Annotated in this window: 18 protein-coding genes; 4 read left to right on the forward strand and 14 right to left on the reverse strand. The window is 63.3% G+C overall.

Annotated elements, in window-relative coordinates:
* Window positions 1-189 precede the first annotated feature (189 nt).
* Window positions 190-1,293 carry a flavin-containing monooxygenase gene (locus NKH38_RS11795; RefSeq protein WP_352760261.1) on the forward strand — a complete coding sequence of 368 codons (1,104 nt, stop codon included), beginning with the start codon at window positions 190-192 and terminating at the stop codon, window positions 1,291-1,293.
* Window positions 1,294-1,350: 57 nt separating this feature from the next.
* Here NKH38_RS11795 and gcvA read toward each other — a convergent pair whose 3' ends face one another.
* Window positions 1,351-2,250, reverse strand: a complete 900-nt coding sequence (gene gcvA, locus NKH38_RS11800) for a transcriptional regulator GcvA (protein WP_023712525.1) — start codon at window positions 2,248-2,250, stop codon at window positions 1,351-1,353.
* A gap of 131 nt (window positions 2,251-2,381) precedes the next feature.
* Between gcvA and NKH38_RS11805 the strand changes: the two genes are divergently transcribed.
* Window positions 2,382-3,086, forward strand: coding sequence for an SDR family oxidoreductase (locus NKH38_RS11805; protein ID WP_023712526.1), 705 nt, complete (start codon window positions 2,382-2,384; stop codon window positions 3,084-3,086).
* A 31-nt stretch (window positions 3,087-3,117) separates the two neighbouring features.
* On the opposite strand, the gene NKH38_RS11810 is transcribed toward NKH38_RS11805, so the two are convergent.
* From NKH38_RS11810 to NKH38_RS11840, 7 genes are all read right to left on the reverse strand, one after another.
* Window positions 3,118-4,020: a carbohydrate ABC transporter permease gene (locus NKH38_RS11810; RefSeq protein ID WP_023673469.1), complete on the reverse strand. Its 903-nt coding sequence runs from the start codon at window positions 4,018-4,020 to the stop codon at window positions 3,118-3,120.
* Window position 4,021: 1 nt separating this feature from the next.
* Window positions 4,022-4,921, reverse strand: coding sequence for a carbohydrate ABC transporter permease (locus NKH38_RS11815; RefSeq protein WP_460221873.1), 900 nt, complete (start codon window positions 4,919-4,921; stop codon window positions 4,022-4,024).
* 141 nt (window positions 4,922-5,062) lie between these two features.
* Complete coding sequence (locus NKH38_RS11820) at window positions 5,063-6,388, reverse strand: ABC transporter substrate-binding protein (protein WP_352760267.1); 1,326 nt, start codon at window positions 6,386-6,388, stop codon at window positions 5,063-5,065.
* 39 nt (window positions 6,389-6,427) lie between these two features.
* A complete protein-coding gene (locus NKH38_RS11825; RefSeq protein ID WP_352760269.1) occupies window positions 6,428-7,513 on the reverse strand; it encodes an ABC transporter ATP-binding protein in 1,086 nt (361 codons plus the stop codon).
* A gap of 194 nt (window positions 7,514-7,707) precedes the next feature.
* Window positions 7,708-8,286 (reverse strand): DUF922 domain-containing Zn-dependent protease, encoded by a 579-nt coding sequence (locus NKH38_RS11830; protein WP_352760271.1) that lies wholly within the window; start codon window positions 8,284-8,286, stop codon window positions 7,708-7,710.
* 64 nt (window positions 8,287-8,350) lie between these two features.
* Window positions 8,351-9,628 carry a D-tagatose-bisphosphate aldolase, class II, non-catalytic subunit gene (locus NKH38_RS11835; RefSeq protein ID WP_352760273.1) on the reverse strand — a complete coding sequence of 426 codons (1,278 nt, stop codon included), beginning with the start codon at window positions 9,626-9,628 and terminating at the stop codon, window positions 8,351-8,353.
* Window positions 9,625-10,611 (reverse strand): tagatose kinase, encoded by a 987-nt coding sequence (locus NKH38_RS11840; RefSeq protein ID WP_352760276.1) that lies wholly within the window; start codon window positions 10,609-10,611, stop codon window positions 9,625-9,627. Before NKH38_RS11840 ends, NKH38_RS11835 begins: the two co-directional genes overlap by 4 nt.
* Before the next feature lie 210 nt (window positions 10,612-10,821).
* Here NKH38_RS11840 and NKH38_RS11845 point away from each other — a divergent pair, with 210 nt between their 5' ends.
* Together NKH38_RS11845 and NKH38_RS11850 are read left to right on the forward strand one after the other, a co-directional pair.
* Window positions 10,822-11,451 carry a glutathione S-transferase family protein gene (locus NKH38_RS11845; RefSeq protein ID WP_352760278.1) on the forward strand — a complete coding sequence of 210 codons (630 nt, stop codon included), beginning with the start codon at window positions 10,822-10,824 and terminating at the stop codon, window positions 11,449-11,451.
* Between the two features lie 145 nt (window positions 11,452-11,596).
* Window positions 11,597-11,845, forward strand: a complete 249-nt coding sequence (locus NKH38_RS11850) for a hypothetical protein (RefSeq protein ID WP_031201948.1) — start codon at window positions 11,597-11,599, stop codon at window positions 11,843-11,845.
* Window positions 11,846-11,875: 30 nt separating this feature from the next.
* Here NKH38_RS11850 and NKH38_RS11855 read toward each other — a convergent pair whose 3' ends face one another.
* The 6 genes from NKH38_RS11855 to NKH38_RS11880 form a co-directional block, all read right to left on the reverse strand.
* Entirely contained in the window at window positions 11,876-12,010 is a 135-nt protein-coding gene (locus NKH38_RS11855) for a GNAT family protein (protein ID WP_352760281.1), read from the reverse strand.
* Window positions 12,007-12,372 (reverse strand): GNAT family N-acetyltransferase, encoded by a 366-nt coding sequence (locus NKH38_RS11860; RefSeq protein WP_352760283.1) that lies wholly within the window; start codon window positions 12,370-12,372, stop codon window positions 12,007-12,009. The genes NKH38_RS11855 and NKH38_RS11860 overlap by 4 nt, the downstream gene beginning before the upstream one ends.
* Before the next feature lie 33 nt (window positions 12,373-12,405).
* Window positions 12,406-12,795: a helix-turn-helix domain-containing protein gene (locus NKH38_RS11865; protein ID WP_023693789.1), complete on the reverse strand. Its 390-nt coding sequence runs from the start codon at window positions 12,793-12,795 to the stop codon at window positions 12,406-12,408.
* Window positions 12,795-13,016 (reverse strand): type II toxin-antitoxin system RelE/ParE family toxin, encoded by a 222-nt coding sequence (locus NKH38_RS11870; RefSeq protein WP_352760286.1) that lies wholly within the window; start codon window positions 13,014-13,016, stop codon window positions 12,795-12,797. The genes NKH38_RS11865 and NKH38_RS11870 overlap by 1 nt, the downstream gene beginning before the upstream one ends.
* Before the next feature lie 244 nt (window positions 13,017-13,260).
* Complete coding sequence (locus NKH38_RS11875; protein ID WP_352760289.1) at window positions 13,261-14,277, reverse strand: ABC transporter permease; 1,017 nt, start codon at window positions 14,275-14,277, stop codon at window positions 13,261-13,263.
* A complete protein-coding gene (locus tag NKH38_RS11880) occupies window positions 14,274-15,905 on the reverse strand; it encodes a sugar ABC transporter ATP-binding protein (protein ID WP_502896588.1) in 1,632 nt (543 codons plus the stop codon). The genes NKH38_RS11875 and NKH38_RS11880 overlap by 4 nt, the downstream gene beginning before the upstream one ends.
* Window positions 15,906-15,948: the final 43 nt, after the last annotated feature.

A 15,948-nucleotide genomic window follows, 5' to 3' on the forward strand; every position in this document is an offset into this window, starting at 1 on the left:
GGCCCTGCGCCAAAATCTCCATGCCTTGCGATATCGCTGGCGCGAACCACCACGAAAGCGCAAGTTTCAGTCCATGCCAAAGCTATCTTAGCGCCTATGCCCTTCGGGCCGGGATGCTGCGCAACGGGTGACTTGTCCCGCCTGCGCCTCTGCGCATAACCTCTGCCAACCCGGCGGGAGGAGAATCGCTTGGACACCACTGTCGTTATTGTCGGCGCCGGGCCCGCCGGCCTTGCGGTCGGTGCCTGCCTGAAGCGGGCAGGAGTGGATTTCATCCTGCTCGAAAAATCGCAGGAGATCGCGCCCGCCTGGCGGCGGCACTATCGGCGGCTGCATCTGCATACGGTCAAGTCGTTCTCGTCGCTGCCGTTCCTGCCCTTTCCCAAAAATTATCCGCGCTACGTGCCGCGCGAAATGGTGGTCCGCTATCTCGACGACTACGCGGAAAAATTCGATCTGCGCCCGCGCTTCGGTGTGACGGTGAAAGCCATTCGCCTCGGGGACGGCGGTTTTCTGGTCGAGACAGGATCGGACAGCCTCAAGGCGCGCCATGTCGTTATCGCCAGCGGTAACAATGCCGAGCCGATCATCCCCCGGCTCCCTGCCATCGAGGCTTTCAACGGCGAGGTGCTGCACAGCGCCGACTATACGCAAGCGGCGCCTTTTGCCGGCCGCTCGGTGCTGATCGTCGGCATGGGCAACACCGGCGCCGAGATCGCGCTCGACTTGGCGGAAAGTGGCGCGCGTCCGACCATTTCGGTGCGCAAGGGCGTCCACATCGTGCCGCGCCAGCTGTTTGGCGTGCCGATCCAGATGGTCGGCATCGCCAGCCGGCCAATGCCGCAGGCGCTGAACGACTGGATGTTTCCGATCATCCTCGATTTCGCGCTGGGCAAGCTCGAGAAATACGGCATCGTCAGGCCGAAGCAGGGCATCCTGCAACAGATCGACGAAGTCGGCCGCATCCCGGTCATCGACGTCGGCACGGTCGACGCCATCACCAAAGGCGCCATCAAGATCGCGCCCGACATAGCGGGCTTCACCGAGCGCAGCGCTGCGTTCACCGACGGCAGTCAGGAAAATTTCGACGCCGTCATCCTCGCCACCGGCTATCGCCCGGGCTACGAAAAGTTTCTGCCCGTGGAATTGCAGCCGGAGCGCAGTGGCGTCAACGCCCGCGCCTCGCAACTCGGCCTCTACCTCGTCGGCTTCTACAATCCGGTCACCGGTCTGCTCAGGGAAATTGGACGCGAGGCGAAGGCAGTGGCGGCCGACATTGCTCGGCGAGGCTGAAGGGGCGGCGTCGGCCAAGCTGCGGATCTCCCGCCTTGCGGGGAGATCGGCTATCCATCACAGCCGCGCCGCATCGCCCTCATCCAGCAGCCATTGCCGCACGGCTTGCGTCGGTTCTGGGTGCCGTTGCTTGCGCGGCATCACGACATAGAAATCGTGCGTCCCCCGCATCTCCGCGTTGATCGGCTGCACCAGCCGGCCGGCGGCAATGTCGGCGGATACGAGAAACCGGCTGGCCAGCGCGATGCCCTGGCCGGCAATGGCGGCGTCGATCGCGAGGCCTGTCTGGTTGAAGCGCATGCGTTTGGCCTCGGTGGCCATCCTCAGGCCGAGTACTATCTCCATGAATTCCGGCCACAGATTGTGCGAGTCGTGCAGCAGGACGTGATGCTGGATATCGGCCGCCGCGATCTCGTTCGCGCCGGTCGGCAGCAGGGCAGGGCTGCAGATGGCGATGATCTGCTGTGGAAACAAAAGATCCACCATCAGGCCGGCGCCGGAGGGCAGGCGGCCTTGCCTGACCGCAATGTCGACGCCATCGGCCTGAAAACTCGACAGGCTTTCGCTGGCCAGGATTCGCAAATCGACCAGCGGGTTGTGCGCGACGAACTCCGGCAGTTTGGGGATCAGCCATTTGGTGGCAAAGCTCGGCGTGACGCTGATCGTCAGCCGCGCCGGTTCGGGCCGCAGCAGCAAGGTGGCCTCCGAGATCAGCTCGAAGGCGCGGCGGATGTTGGGCATATAGGCGCGGCCCTCATCGGTCAGCGCCAGGCCGCGCGGCAGCCGGTCGAAGAGTTTTGTGCCGAGATCGGCCTCCAGCCCGCGTATATGCTGCGCCACCGCCCCTTGCGTCACGTTCAGCTCTTCGGCGGCGATGCGGAAGTTGAGATGACGCGCGGCGGCTTCGAAGGCACGCAGCGCATTCAATGGTGGCAGGCTCAGGAAGGCTTCAGGCATGCAGGAGTTTTTCTACAGCTTGATTTCAGGCTTTCTGGTTCGAACCAGATGGCAACACCGTTTATAGCATTGCTCGAAGGTCGGAAACATGGGCTTCAGAGTCCCGCCAACCCGTGCGAAGGAAAATCGAGATGAGTGTAGAAAAAGTAGCAGTCGTCGTCGCCGGTGGCAGCGGTATGGGCGCGGCGGCGGCCAAGCGGCTGGCGGCGGACGGGTTCAAGGTCGCGATCCTGTCGTCCTCCGGTAAGGGCGAGGCTCTGGCCAAGGAGCTTGGCGGCCTCGGCGTCACCGGCTCCAACCAGTCGAATGACGATCTGCAGCGGCTCGCCGACCTGACGCTCGAGCGCTACGGCCGCATCGACGTGCTGGTCAACAGCGGCGGCCACGGGCCACGCGCGCCGATCCTCGAGATCTCGGACGAGCAGTGGCACACCGGTCTCGACGTCTATCTGATGAACGTCATCCGGCCGGTGCGCATCGTGGCGCCGCAGATGGTCAAGCAGAAGGCCGGCGCCATCATCAACATCTCGACCGCCTGGGTGGTCGAGCCGAGCCCGATGTTCCCGACATCCGCCGTGTTCCGCGCCGGTCTTGCCGCCTACACCAAGATCTTCGCCAACACCTACGCCGCCGACAATGTGCGCATGAACAATGTGCTGCCCGGCTGGATCGACAGCCTGCCGGCCACCGAGGAGCGCCGCGACAGCGTGCCGATGCAGCGCTACGGCACCTCGGAGGAAATTGCCGCGACCATCGCCTTCCTCGCTTCCGAAGGTGCGGGCTACATTACCGGCCAGAACATCCGCGTCGACGGCGGCATCATCGGCGCGATCTGACCGCGCCGGTCGCCTTGCGTGAGCCGGCGCGTCACTCCTTCACCGCGCCGGTCATCGACGAGACATAGTGCTCGACGAAGAACGAATAGAGCACCACCACCGGAAGCGAGCCGATCAGCGCTCCCGCCATCAGCGCCCCCCATTCGTAGACGTCGGAGCGCACCAACTCGGTCAGCACACCCACCGGCACGGTCTTGTTTTCCGAGGACTGGATGAATGTCAGCGCGTAGATGAACTCGTTCCATGACAGGGTGAAGGCGAATATGCCGGCGGAGATCAGGCCCGGCACCGAGAGCGGCAGCACGATTTTGGTGAGGATCTGCCACCGGCTCGCTCCGTCTATCAGCGCGCATTCTTCCAGTTCGAACGGGATGGAGCGGAAGTAACCCATCAACAGCCACGTGCAGAACGGCACCAGGAAGGTTGGATAGGTAAGGATGAGCGCGAAGGGCGTGTCGTAGAGCCCGAGGTTGAACACCATTACCGACAGCGGAATGAACAGGATCGAGGGCGGCACCAGATAGGCGAGGAAGATGCCGAGGCCGACCTGCCGCGCCCCGGAAAACCGCAGCCGCTCGATCGCATAGGCGGCGAACACCGACGCCAGCAGCGACAGGAAAGTAGCGGCGGTCGAGATGATGATCGTGTTGAGCAGCCAGCCCGGATAGGAGGTCTCGAACAGGAGATAGCGGATATGCTCCAATGTCGGATGCACCACCCAGAACGGATTGAACTGCGCATAGTCGGTCATCTCGAGATTGGGCTTAACCGCCGTGATCGTCATCCAGTAAAACGGAAACAACAGCACGAAGACGAACACCAGCAGCGGCAGATAGACCGTCACCACGCGGCGCGGCAGGCTCTGCAGGTAGCCCATGCCGCCTTCGTCGATATCCCCACGTTTCGCCTTCCTTGTCGCGGCCGTCTTGACCATGTCAGTCTCCGCCGCCTTGTTGCCATTTGCGGCGTTGCAGGCCGAAATAGCTGAACAGGATCGCCGCCAGCAGGAACGGGATCATGGCCACCGCGATGGCCGCGCCCTCGCCAAGCTGGCCGCCGGAAATGCCGCGCTGGAAAGACAATGTCGCCATCAGATGCGTGGCATTCACCGGTCCGCCCCGGGTCAGCACGTAGATCAGCTGGAAATCGGTGAAAGTGAACAGCACCGAGAAGGTCATGGTGATGGCGATGATCGGCGTCAGCAGCGGCAGAGTCACATAACGAAACAACTGCCAGCGACTGGCGCCGTCGAGCGTGGCCGCCTCGTAGAGCGACTGCGGAATGGTCTGCAGGCCGGCGAGCAGCGTGATGGCGACGAAAGGAATGCCGCGCCAGACGTTGGCGGCGATAACCGAAGCGCGCGCATTCTCCGGATCGCCGAGGAAGTTGATGCGGTGGTCGATCAGGCCCATTTGCTGCAGCGCCCAGGACAGGATCGAGAACTGCGAATCGTAGATCCACCAGAAGGCGATGGCTGACAGTACGGTGGGCACCACCCACGGCAGCAGGACTATCGCGCGGAAGAACGATTTGAACGGCAGGTTTTCATTGAGGATGAGCGCCAGCCAGAGGCCGAGCACGAACTTCAGGATCGAGGCGCTGACCGTGTAGAGCAGCGTGTTGAAGACGGAGAGCCAGAAGACGGTGTCATTCCAAAGGTACTGATAATTCTCGACGCCGATGAAGATGCCGGGGCGGCCGATCCGGGCATCGGTGAAACCGAGCCAGACGCCCAGCCCGAGCGGATAGGTCAGGAAGACCAGCAGCAGCGCCGCCGCCGGCAGCATGAAGCCGAAGCCCAGCGCGTTGCGGCTTTCGGAGATCCGCGAAAGCATCGACGGACGCGGCTGGGCGGCAACGGACGGCACGGCCATGGAGGGCTCCTCATCGGGGAATCAGGTCACGGCGTCAACGGCCGCCATGGGATTGTGCGACGGGCCGGGCAGCGCACTAGACGCTGCCCGGCGGTGCCGTGATCAAACGCGGTAGTAGCGGTTGGCGCGCTTCTCCGCCTCCTCCATCGCCTCCTGCGGCGTCGCCTGGCCGGTCACCGCCTTGGCAAACATGTCGACCAGGACATAGTCGGCCATGGTCGCCGCCGAGGCATAGCCGAGCGGCCCGGCATAGCCGTTGGGGCGCAGCGTCGCCGAGGCCTTGGCATAGGCGGCATTGTTCGGGTCGGCCGTCCACACTGGATTGTTGTCGAAGGCCTTCAGCGTCTGGCAGCAATAGCCCGCCGAGGAGGTGATCCAGTCGGTCATCTGCGGATCCTCGAACATGAACTGCAGATAGGCCTTGGCCGCATTGGGGTAGGGCGTGTAGTTGAAGATGACGGCGGTGGTCACCTGGAACAGTTCGACCGATTTCCCTACAGGACCGATCGGCAGGTTGGTGGTGCGGATGTCCTTGGCAATCTCAGCCAGTTTCGGATCGTTGTCCTTGTTGATCTTGGCCGTGTTGTAGGCCGAAATTCCGTTTGCGATGACACCGAGTTCGCCGGCCAGGAAGGCGCGGTTATTATTGACGTCCAGCCAGCTTTCGGTCCCGGGAATGAAGGTCTTGTAGAGTTCCTGCGCGTAACCGATCGCCTTTAGCGTCTCGGGGCTGTTGATCGCCACCTTGCCGCTCTCGTCGACCATCTGGCCGCCATGGCTCCACAGCAGCCAATGCGCGTAGTTGTTGCCGTCGCCGACGCCGTGGCCGTGCGTGAAGCCGGCCGGATGTCCCTTCGCCTGCAACGCCTTGCAAAGCTCGAGGAAGCCTGCCGTGTCCTTCGGAAATTCGGAGAAGCCGGCCTCCTTCACCCAGCTTTCGCGATAGACGATGGCATTGCCGATGGTGGCCAGCGGCAGGCCGACGAACTTGCCGTCCCGCGTCGCATATTGCTTTGGTCCGTCGTGCCAGCCGCCATATTTCGAGCCCAGATAGTCGCCGAGCTCGGTCACGTCGTGCAGCTTGTCGGGATATTGATGCGGGTCGTCGAACCAGACGAACATGAGGTCCGGCCCGGAACCGACATTGGCCGCGACCGCTGCCTTGGGGCGAATGTCCTCCCAGCTTTCCTTGTCGACACGAACCTCGACACCTGTCGCCTCGGTGAAGCGCTTGGTGTTGGCCAGCCATTGATCCTCATCGCCCTTGACGAAGGGCGACCAGCGCAGCAGCCGCAGCTTTGCGCCTTCCTCGGGCTTGTATTTCAAGCCCTCCTGGGCAAAAGCCGGCGAGCCGACGAAGCGGCTTCCCAGGGCTCCCGCCGCAACACCTGCGCTCGTGCGGATTACGTCGCGTCTCGTGAACTTCATGGTCGTCTCCTCCGGTTTATCTTCCTTGCTATGCGGTCCTTACCATCCGCTACGCGTTTCAAATCGTGTTCCGGTCTTGCCGTCAAAGAGATGAATCAGGCCAGGCGCGGCAGTGAGCCGTATGTTTTCGCCCGGTGTGAAGGCATGGCGTTCGCGGAAATTGGCGACGATCTCGTCGCCGCCGGCGGTGCGGCCGATGATCTGCACTTCCGATCCGGTCGGCTCGACCACCGCGACGGTGACTGGAATGCCTTGGTCGGACGATAGCCCCAAATGCTCGGGCCGTATTCCCAGCACCACCGGATGGCCGTTGGCGACGGCCGGCGCGGCGGCCAGCGGCACGGAAATTCCCCCCGCGCCGCGAAAGGACGGAGACCCGTCGGTGACGATCTCGCCCTTGATCAGGTTCATGGCGGGCGAGCCGATGAAACTGGCAACGAAGAGATTGTTGGGCCTGTCGTAGAGCTCCAGCGGCGGTCCGATCTGTTCGACGATGCCGTCATGCATGACGACGATCTTGTCGGCCATGGTCATGGCCTCGATCTGGTCGTGGGTGACATAGACTGTCGTCGTCTTGAGCCGCTGGTGCAGTTCCTTGATCTCGGCGCGCATCTGCACCCTGAGCTTGGCGTCGAGATTGGAGAGCGGTTCGTCGAACAGGAAAACCTGTGGATCGCGCACGATCGCCCGGCCCATGGCGACGCGCTGGCGCTGGCCGCCGGAAAGTTGGCGCGGATATCGCGTCAGCAATGGCACCAGCCCGAGGATTTCGGCGGCGCGCTGAATGCTGGTAGCGCAATCGGCCTTCGAAACACCTTTGAGCATGAGCGAGAACGCCATGTTCTCGGCGACCGTCATGTGCGGGTAGAGCGCGTAGTTCTGGAAAACCATGGCAACGTCGCGCTCTTTTGGCGCAACGTTGTTGACGACCCGATCCCCGATCGCGATCTCGCCGCGCGAAATCTTTTCCAGGCCGGCGATCATCCTGAGAAGGGTCGATTTTCCGCAACCCGACGGTCCGACCAGCGTGACGAACTCGCCGTCATCGATATCCACACTGACGCCATGCAGGACCTCGACGGTCCCGAACGATTTGTAAACGTCGCCGATCGCGACAGACGCCATCGATCTCCTCCCGAATGCTTCTTGCGACGCCCCGAAGGAAACCGCTCCTCTCCCGCCTCGCGACCGTCTCCCATTCCCCCAACAGGTCGCGTGACGATCAGACGGTAGCGCTACCAAGCCTGCCTGTAAAGCGGCCATGCGGCCGGTGCTCTTGTCGTTCGGAACACCGGCGCAATGACCGGTTTGCCGGCAAACTACCCCCCATTCACAAAAGTCAGCACCAGCTTCTGCAGGTTTCCGCCGGGGCCGAATTCGACCCGGTCGAAGTCGCGGCTCGCCTGCCGCTGAGCCAGCGAGATCTGGGCGAGTTGCCTCGTCAGCTCGGTTCTGATCTTGCTGCAGGCGGGGTCATCAGTAACGGTCAGGCCGACGCTCACCGCCTCGATCTTGCGCACCATCTCGGCGATGGCTGCGCCATGCACTCTCTCGTGGGCGGCGAGCCCGGCGATGAACACCGTCCAGTTCTTCTGGACGGAGGCCGGCAACGGTTCGGCCGGCTTCGGCAAGGTGTAGGTGATGATCAGTTTCGGGCGCGCCGATTTGAGCACGCAGGCGTCGCCTTGCGGCCTGTAGTCCCTGGTCCATGTCAGCTTGAAATTGGTGTGCGCAATGACCCGACCCTTGCCGAGCAAGGGGCCGGCTTCGCCGATCGCGGCATAGAGTTCCGGGCCGGTCCGCCCTGCGATGGCGTAGGTCTCGACCTTTTCGACCGGCTTCCAGTCGGCGCGTGCCGGCGACGCCAGCAGAGAGGCCGCGAACAGGAGAAAGAACATGGCTGGTCTCATGGAAACGTCAGAGACACTGGGCTGAGGCAAAGATCAACCCGGCGCAATGCACTCAGGTCCCACGGCAGGCCGCGTCATAGTCGGCCAGCACCTGATCGACAGCTTCGAGAAGGATAGCCTCGGGATTGCCCGCCGGCCCGAGTTCGGCCGGCAGCGCCGGCAGGAATTGCCGCATCAGCGTTTCGGGAATGGCAACGTCGTCCAGCGCCTTGCGCAGGCGCTCGACGGCCGCGACAGCGGTGGGGTTGCTCCAATAATAGCGGATGCGGTCGCTGTAGCTGTAATGCCGCTGCACATAGAGCTCTGCTTCATTGCCATGATAGTGGCTGTGCCAATGGCCGGGGGCTGCCAGCATCGCGCTTTCCATGGCCCGGGCGAGCGACCGGTCGCCATAGTCCCTGGCCATTTCGGAGGCGATCAGGTCGAGCCCGTAAAGCGCCTCGCGCAAGGCGAAGGTCAGGCCGGGGCCGACCTTGAGGATAGGAAAGCCGTTTGCGACCAGCGCGGTCAAAGCCGCACGGGTCTGGTAGTCGGTCGAATGCGCCTCGTAGACGAGCGACGGCTGCTCATCGAGCAAGCCGGTCAGGCCCTTGGATTTTTCGGGCGCGTAGGCGACGACATTCTGGCTGCCGAATTCCACGCCCGGCTGCACCACCACGGCCATGACGCGGCTGAACGCCTCGGTCAGGCCTTCGCGGGCAAAGATCTCCCGGTGAACCTCGATCGTGCGCCGCGCCGCCGCCGCCTCGGTCGGCTTCAACTCGCTGATCGCATGGTCGACGCCGCCGGGGGCGGGAACTTCGGTGCCGATGATGTAGACCGGCAAGGTGCTGCCTGCGGCGTGCGCGCCCGTTTCGGCCGCCTTTGCCAGCCGCGCCGCCCGGGTGGCGATGGTCTCGTCGTCAAGCGCCGCCGGCTCGCCGGCGCAGCCCATCGATGCGTCGAGATGGATCTTGGTGAAGCCGGCCGCGATATAGGCGCCGACCATGGCCTCGGCCTTGTCCATCGCCTGCGCCGCCGGCTCTGCGCGCCACGGGTTCGGTCCCAGATGGTCGCCGCCGAAGATGATGCGCGAGGCTTCCAGCCCCTCGCGGCAGGCGATCTCCAGCACGAAGGCGACGAACAGCGCCGGGGTCATTCCGGTATAGCCGCCGAACTGGTTGACCTGATTGCAGGTTGCCTCAATCAGCAGGTTTTTCTCCCTGTCGGCAACGGCGCGCCTGATCGCCGTCTGGATCACCAGCGGATGCGCGGAGCAGATCGAGGTGATGCCGTAGGGCGAGCCGTTTTTGCGCGCGCTGGCGAGGCCTGCAAGCGGGTTGGCGCTCATGTCCGTCTCGCTGTTCCCTTGATGAATTGGTCAAGCGCATCGAAGCCGGCGGTGCCTTCCATCGGGCCGCGCCGGGTGACGTTGCGGGCGCCGGCGGCATTGGCATAAAGCAGCGCCTTGCCGGGCTCCATCCCCTGGCGCCGGCAGGTCAGGTAAGTGGCGCCGAAACAATCGCCGGCGCCCGTCGGGTCGACTTCCTCGACCTGAAAACCGGCGCAGTCGGTCCTGGCGCCCTCGGCGCCGAACCAGGAAGAGCCGTCAGCACCGCGCTTCAGCACGATCTCGCCGACGCCCCTGGCAAACAGCGCCGCCACCGCCTGATGCTCGTCATCGACGCCCGCCGTAGCGAGCAATTCGTCGCCGGACGGCAGCAGCAGGTCGGCATCGTCGATGAGTGCGGAAAACAGTGCGCCGTCGGAGCCGTCGATCAGCTCCTTGCGCACATTCGGGTCGAATGAGGTCGAGCCGCCGCGGGCACGAACCGCCCTCACTGCGTAGCTGACGATCTCCTTCAGCCCTGCCACCGACAGCGTCGATCCCATGATATGCAGATGGCCGGCCCTGTCCGCCAGCAGGCGCGCAGCAGTGGTCAGGTGGATCTGCCCGGCGGCGGATTCGGCGATGTTGTAGACGAAGTCCCTGATACCATCGGGCCGGTAGCGCACGAAGGCGCATCCCGTTGGGAAGCGGTCGCTGATATCGACGGCTGAGACGTCGACGCCGTCGAGCTCCAGCCTGTCCAGGTTGAGCGTGCCGAAATCGTCGCGGCCGACGCAGCCGATAATGCCGGCGCCGCCCCCCAGCCGCGCAACCTGATCGATGAAGATCGCCGGCGCACCGCTGGGGAATGGCCCGACGAGCGTTTGCGGCTCGAGGAAGCCGAAACCCCGTTCCGTCGCCATGATCTCGACCAGGATTTCGCCGGCGACGATCGTTGGCCCCACGGCCTCGGCGGCGATCTCGCTGCGGCGCGAAAGGCTCATGCTTGCGATTCCTCTCACACGCAGACTGATTGCTTGCCCGCGCAGTTATCCGACGCAAGTGTTTATCGGGTAAATCGCACATACAGCGAAGTCAATAAAACTTTACATGCGTATAGTTTATCTGTTTTCGCGCGTACACATTGCAGGATTCGGGTGGCTGGTATCGTGGCACCGTGCAAATCAGGCGTCGACCCCAGCGAAAGGACAGCCATGCTCACGCTTCATGATTATTTGCCGTCGCAAAACGGTTGGAAGGCGAGGGTCGTGCTCGGCCTGCTCAACATCCCCTATGAAAGCCGCCTGGTGTCGATTTTCGAGGGCGAGAGCCACACCGACGCCTTCCTGAAGCTCAACCCGGCCGGCGCCGTTCCTGTGCTCGAACTCGAGGATGGCCGTGCAATCGCCGAATCGAATGCGATCCTCATTTATCTTGCCGAAGGCACGCCCTTGCTGCCGGCGGATCGCTATGTCAGCGCGAAAATTATGCAATGGCTGTTCTTCGAACAGTACCATGTCGAGCCGGTCATCGGCTCCCTGCGCTTCTGGACGCTGGCCGGAAGGCTGGAGCGCAACCAGGCGATGCTTCCGGCCAAGCGCGAAGCCGGCGCCCGCACGCTGGCAGCGCTGGAGCGCAGCCTGAACGACACGCCGTTCCTTGTCGGCGACATGCTCACCATCGCCGACATTGCTGTCTATGCCTACGGCCACCGTACCGAAGATTGCGGCTTTGCGCTGGCGGCTTATCCGGCGGTTCGTGCCTGGACGGGCCGGGTACGCGACGCCATCGGTCCCGGCTATCCCGTGCATCTCTACAGCATCGATCGGCATTCGGCTGCTTGAAGGCAAAAGGCGCGTTCACCTTGCTTAGTCGAAAAGAAGACCCAGATTCTGCTTTGTCGGCGGCTTTCGCTCGCAATCCGTTGACTGGATGGCCGGATCCCGGCGTCAACTCGACGACCTGCCGGCACTTAGCATGGAGGTGACCATGACACGCGACGACATCATTTCGGTGTTGGGACCGGTAGACGAGGCGGTCATAGCCGACATCGCGCTGACCGGCGCCACCCTTCAAGAACTGCGCGAGGCGTTCGCCTGGCTCGGTGCCGACGAGGCGCTGGTCAACGAGGGCCGCCCCTTGCCGGGAACGAAGGTGGCGCGGCTGATCGAACTCCTCGATATGCCGGACGACGAGGACGGTCCACAGGCTGTGGCGGCGCAGGGGTTAGGGCAGTAGGGCCCTGACTACCGCGGTTTCCCATTCACTTCATGCTCTCGACAGCAGCCGGCGCATGATCAGCGAGGCGTGGCCGCCAACGCCGTGCGCGGCCGGGCGGTGTTCGACCACCTCGAAACCGTGCTTGCGATAGAAGGCGATCGCCTGGTCGTTGCCCTCGATCACTTCCAGCGCAATGCTGGGGATGCCGGATGCGCGACAAGCACCGCGTGCAGCAGGTCGGTGGCGAGCCCGCTGCCGAACTCTGACTTGTCGATGTGCAGCCGGCCGAGCAGGACATCGCCACGATCGTCCATCGCCGCCATCGCGTAGCCGGCGATCGAACCGTCCGGCCGTTCGGCCACGAACGACATCTTGTTGTCGTCCAGAAGTTCGGCTGCCAGCCGCTCGGGCGCATGCTTGTCGTCCGAGAGGCGTGCCGTGGTCTCGGGTCCCAGGATCGGCGAATAGGTGCGCCGCCAGGAGTCTCCCAGCAGCCGCGACACCGACGGCACGTCCTTTGCGGTCATGGTTCTGATCTCGGTCATGGCTGTGCCATCATGCCAAGCTCGCGCCGGCAATCAAGCTGCACGACGCGCGATCTGCTTCTTCGTCGTCTTGGTGCGATCTGGGCTGCGCGACGTTTCTGCGAGACGTACATCACCCAATCCTGCCAACACCACCGGAGCATGGTCCTTGAATCTGACGACAAGGTCGAGTTCGCCCCCGAGAGCCTTAACGTAGCCGCGCAAGGTCGACAGAAGAAAATCCGAGCGCTTTTCGAGCTGGGCAACGGAGACCTGTTTCTTGCCCAACTTGCGGCCGACATGCTCCTGTGTAAGTGCCCGAGCCTTGCGAAGCTGCTGAAGGGTTTCAAACTCCTCAAGCAGCTCCCTGGTACGGAGGTCGGACGCCTTGATTAGTTCGGGAGACATCGTTTCGGCAAATACGTCATCGGCGGAAATGGCCATCACTTCTTCTCCTTCTTGTGCCCTTCCTTGGCAGTTTTCTGCCCCTCTTTCACGCGCTTTAAATGGACGTCGAACCTCCTATCGGCGATCTCGATCAGCTTCTTGTAGAAGCGCTTCTCGTTGACGCCCGATTTACCTCCCGCAACAAGGAAAATGGCCTTTCTCTCAGGATCGAACGCGAACGCCACTCTCCACACGCCATCAGCAGCATCGAACCGCATTCCTTCATGTTCGCGTGCCTTGAGTCGTTCAGCGTATCGACCCTCGGCCTGCCATAAGACGGACCCAGTGCTTCAGAACATTTGCCAAAGCACGGATTTCGACCTTTACGTCGTCCTTCAGCTTGGAGAATTCCGTTCTGAAGTCATCATCGAATTCCACAATCCATGTCATTAAAAATAGCTTTCACCTTATATAATGTCAAGTGAATGTCATGGACGACATTATCTCGGTGTGCCGAAATCCTCACCGCCTCACCCGCGACTTCAGCCAACGATCGAAGGCCACGGCCAGGATCAGGATCAGGCCGATGACGATGCTTTGTGTGTAGGAAGAGACATTGTTGAACTGTAGCCCGTTCTGCAGCACGCCGATGAGTGCTGCGCCCACCACCGTGCCGCCGACCGAGCCGATGCCGCCGAATAGCGAGGTGCCGCCGATGACCACGGCCGAAATCACCGTAAGCTCGTAGCCGATGCCGGCCACGGCTTCGGAGGAGTTGAGCCGTGCTGACAAAACGAAGGCGGCCAGCCCGGCGAAGAAGCCGACGATGACATAGACCGAGATCAGAATGCGGTCGACGCGCAGGCCCGAAAGGTGCGCGGCCTCGGCATTGCCGCCGACGGCATAGACGGCGCGGCCATAGCGCGTATAGCGCAGCACGATGTGGCACAGGATGGCCGCCACCGCGAAGATGATCGCCGGCACCGGCACCGGTCCGATGAGCCCGGTGCCGAACCAGCGCATCGAGGCGTCGAAGCCGGAGATCGGTCCGCCATTGGAGATGGTCAGCGTCAGGCCGCGAAACACGGTGAGCCCACCCAGCGTGACGACGAAGGGCGGCACTTTCAGCCGGGTGATGGCAAAGCCCTGGACGCCGCCGGCCAGCGCCCCGACGATGACGGCGGCAAGCAAGGCGGCGAACCAGCCATATCCTTGCGTGCCCGTGGTCGACAGCGACAGCGTGTTGGCGGTGCCGCCCTTGGCCACCACCGCCGCCACCATGCCGCAGAAGGCGAGCAGCGAGCCGACCGACAGGTCGATGCCGGCAGTGAGGATGACGAAAGTCATGCCAAGCGCGATCAGCCCGGTGATCGAGATCTGCCTCAAAATGTTGAACAGGTTGATTGGATCGATGAAGCTCGGCTTCAGCACGGTGAAGATGACGATCAACACCGCCAGGAACATCAGCGGCCCAAAACTCATCAGAAGCCGCGCGATGTTGATGCCGCTGCGCTGGGTCTGTTCGGTGGTGCTGGTCATTGCATCGCGTCCTGCTTGCGGTCGAGCGCCATCAGTTCCATCAGTTTTTCCTCGGTCGCTTCGATGCCCGGCATTTCGCCGGTGATACGGCCGCGCCGCATGGTGACGATGCGATCCGACACCGCCAGCACTTCCGGCAGCTCCGACGAGATCATCATGATGGCGATGCCGCGTGCGGCAAGCTGCACCAGGATCTGGTGCACTTCGGCCTTGGCGCCGACATCGACGCCGCGCGTCGGCTCGTCGACGATAAGTACTTTCGGGTCGCGCGCCAGCCAGCGGGCCAGGATCACCTTTTGCTGATTGCCGCCGGACAGGCCCTCGATCGCCTGCTCGGGCGAGGCCATGCGGATCGACAGTGCCTTGCGATAGCCGGCCAGCGCCTCGCGCTCGCGCCGTTCAGCCATGAAGCCGGCCCCATTGCTGTAGCGGCCGAGCGAGGCGATGGAGAAATTGTTGAGAATGCCAAGTGCTGCAAAAATCGCCTGGTGCTTGCGGTCTTCCGGCACCAGCCCGATGCCGAGTTTGATGGCGTCGGCGGGCGAAGCCGGGGCGATCGGCTTGCCGTCGAGCGCAATCGTGCCGGCCGCGATGCGGTCGGCGCCGAAAATGGCGCGGGCAAGCTCGGTGCGGCCGGAACCGACGAGACCGGCAACGCCGAGGATTTCGCCGGCCTTCAGATCGAGGTTGACGCCTTCGAGCACGATGGCATGCGGCGCCAATGGGTCGCGTACCGTCCGCAGCCCGCGCACCGAGAGCCTGACCTCGCCGGCGACATCGCGTTGCGTCGGCCGCGCGTAGAGCTCGGAGGCGGCGCGACCGACCATCTTCTCGATGATTTTTGGAATCTGGATCGGCTGGCCGTCACGGTCGAGATGACCGGCCAGCCTGCCATCCCGCAGCACGGTCATGCGGTCGCAAATGGCGGACGCTTCCTCCAGCCGGTGGGTGACGAACATGATGGCGACACCGTCCTTGCGCAGCCTGTCCATGATCGACATAAGCTTCTGCACTTCGGTCTCGGTCAGCGCCGAGGTCGGCTCGTCCATGATGATCAGGCGGCTTTCCAGCGACAGAGCGCGGGCGATTTCGACCAGCTGCTGTTCGGCCACCGAGAGCGACGACACCGGCGTCGCCGGATCGATGTCGAGACCGACGCGGGCGATGATCGCGCGCGAGGCGTCCTCCATCCTGCGCCAGCTGACCAGCCCGAGCGGCCCGAGCGGCGCGCGGCCGATGAAAATGTTTTCCGCAACCGTCAGCGTCGGGATCAGGCTCAGTTCCTGATAGATGGTGACGATGCCATGCCGCTTCGCATCCTGCGGACTGGACGGCGCGTAGTCGGCGCCGTCGAAGACGATGCGGCCGCTTGACGGCGGCATCACGCCGGACAGGATTTTCAACAGCGTCGACTTGCCGGCGCCGTTCTCGCCGAGCAGGCCAAGGATCTCACTGGGCCGCACCTCGAGCGAAACGTCGATGAGCGCGGTGACGCCGGAAAAATGCTTGGTCACGCCTTCGACGGAAAGGAGCGGGGGCGATGATGCGGTGGGTTCAACGGCGGACAAGCATTGCTCCCGGATTGCGATAGGCAGCGGGACAGCGCCCCCCTCTGTCCTGCCGGACATCTCCCCCACACGGGGGGAGATCAGCAGTTTTGCCGGCAGCACT

It is taken from the genome of Mesorhizobium sp. M1078 (assembly GCF_040318615.1).
Taxonomy (GTDB): Bacteria; Pseudomonadota; Alphaproteobacteria; order Rhizobiales; family Rhizobiaceae; genus Mesorhizobium.

What these genes read in the sequence shown, in the direction of transcription:
- gcvA (WP_023712525.1), bottom strand. Translation starts at nt 2,250, where the DNA reads ATGCCTGAAGCCTTCCTGAGCCTGCCACCATTGAATGCGCTGCGTGCC.
- NKH38_RS11805 (WP_023712526.1), top strand. Translation starts at nt 2,382, where the DNA reads ATGAGTGTAGAAAAAGTAGCAGTCGTCGTCGCCGGTGGCAGCGGTATG.
- NKH38_RS11810 (WP_023673469.1), bottom strand. Translation starts at nt 4,020, where the DNA reads ATGGTCAAGACGGCCGCGACAAGGAAGGCGAAACGTGGGGATATCGAC.
- NKH38_RS11815 (WP_460221873.1), bottom strand. Translation starts at nt 4,921, where the DNA reads ATGCTTTCGCGGATCTCCGAAAGCCGCAACGCGCTGGGCTTCGGCTTC.
- NKH38_RS11820 (WP_352760267.1), bottom strand. Translation starts at nt 6,388, where the DNA reads ATGAAGTTCACGAGACGCGACGTAATCCGCACGAGCGCAGGTGTTGCG.
- NKH38_RS11825 (WP_352760269.1), bottom strand. Translation starts at nt 7,513, where the DNA reads ATGGCGTCTGTCGCGATCGGCGACGTTTACAAATCGTTCGGGACCGTC.
- NKH38_RS11830 (WP_352760271.1), bottom strand. Translation starts at nt 8,286, where the DNA reads ATGTTCTTTCTCCTGTTCGCGGCCTCTCTGCTGGCGTCGCCGGCACGC.
- NKH38_RS11835 (WP_352760273.1), bottom strand. Translation starts at nt 9,628, where the DNA reads ATGAGCGCCAACCCGCTTGCAGGCCTCGCCAGCGCGCGCAAAAACGGC.
- NKH38_RS11840 (WP_352760276.1), bottom strand. Translation starts at nt 10,611, where the DNA reads ATGAGCCTTTCGCGCCGCAGCGAGATCGCCGCCGAGGCCGTGGGGCCA.
- NKH38_RS11845 (WP_352760278.1), top strand. Translation starts at nt 10,822, where the DNA reads ATGCTCACGCTTCATGATTATTTGCCGTCGCAAAACGGTTGGAAGGCG.
- NKH38_RS11850 (WP_031201948.1), top strand. Translation starts at nt 11,597, where the DNA reads ATGACACGCGACGACATCATTTCGGTGTTGGGACCGGTAGACGAGGCG.
- NKH38_RS11860 (WP_352760283.1), bottom strand. Translation starts at nt 12,372, where the DNA reads ATGACCGAGATCAGAACCATGACCGCAAAGGACGTGCCGTCGGTGTCG.
- NKH38_RS11865 (WP_023693789.1), bottom strand. Translation starts at nt 12,795, where the DNA reads ATGGCCATTTCCGCCGATGACGTATTTGCCGAAACGATGTCTCCCGAA.
- NKH38_RS11870 (WP_352760286.1), bottom strand. Translation starts at nt 13,016, where the DNA reads ATGCGGTTCGATGCTGCTGATGGCGTGTGGAGAGTGGCGTTCGCGTTC.
- NKH38_RS11875 (WP_352760289.1), bottom strand. Translation starts at nt 14,277, where the DNA reads ATGACCAGCACCACCGAACAGACCCAGCGCAGCGGCATCAACATCGCG.
- NKH38_RS11880 (WP_502896588.1), bottom strand. Translation starts at nt 15,905, where the DNA reads ATGTCCGGCAGGACAGAGGGGGGCGCTGTCCCGCTGCCTATCGCAATC.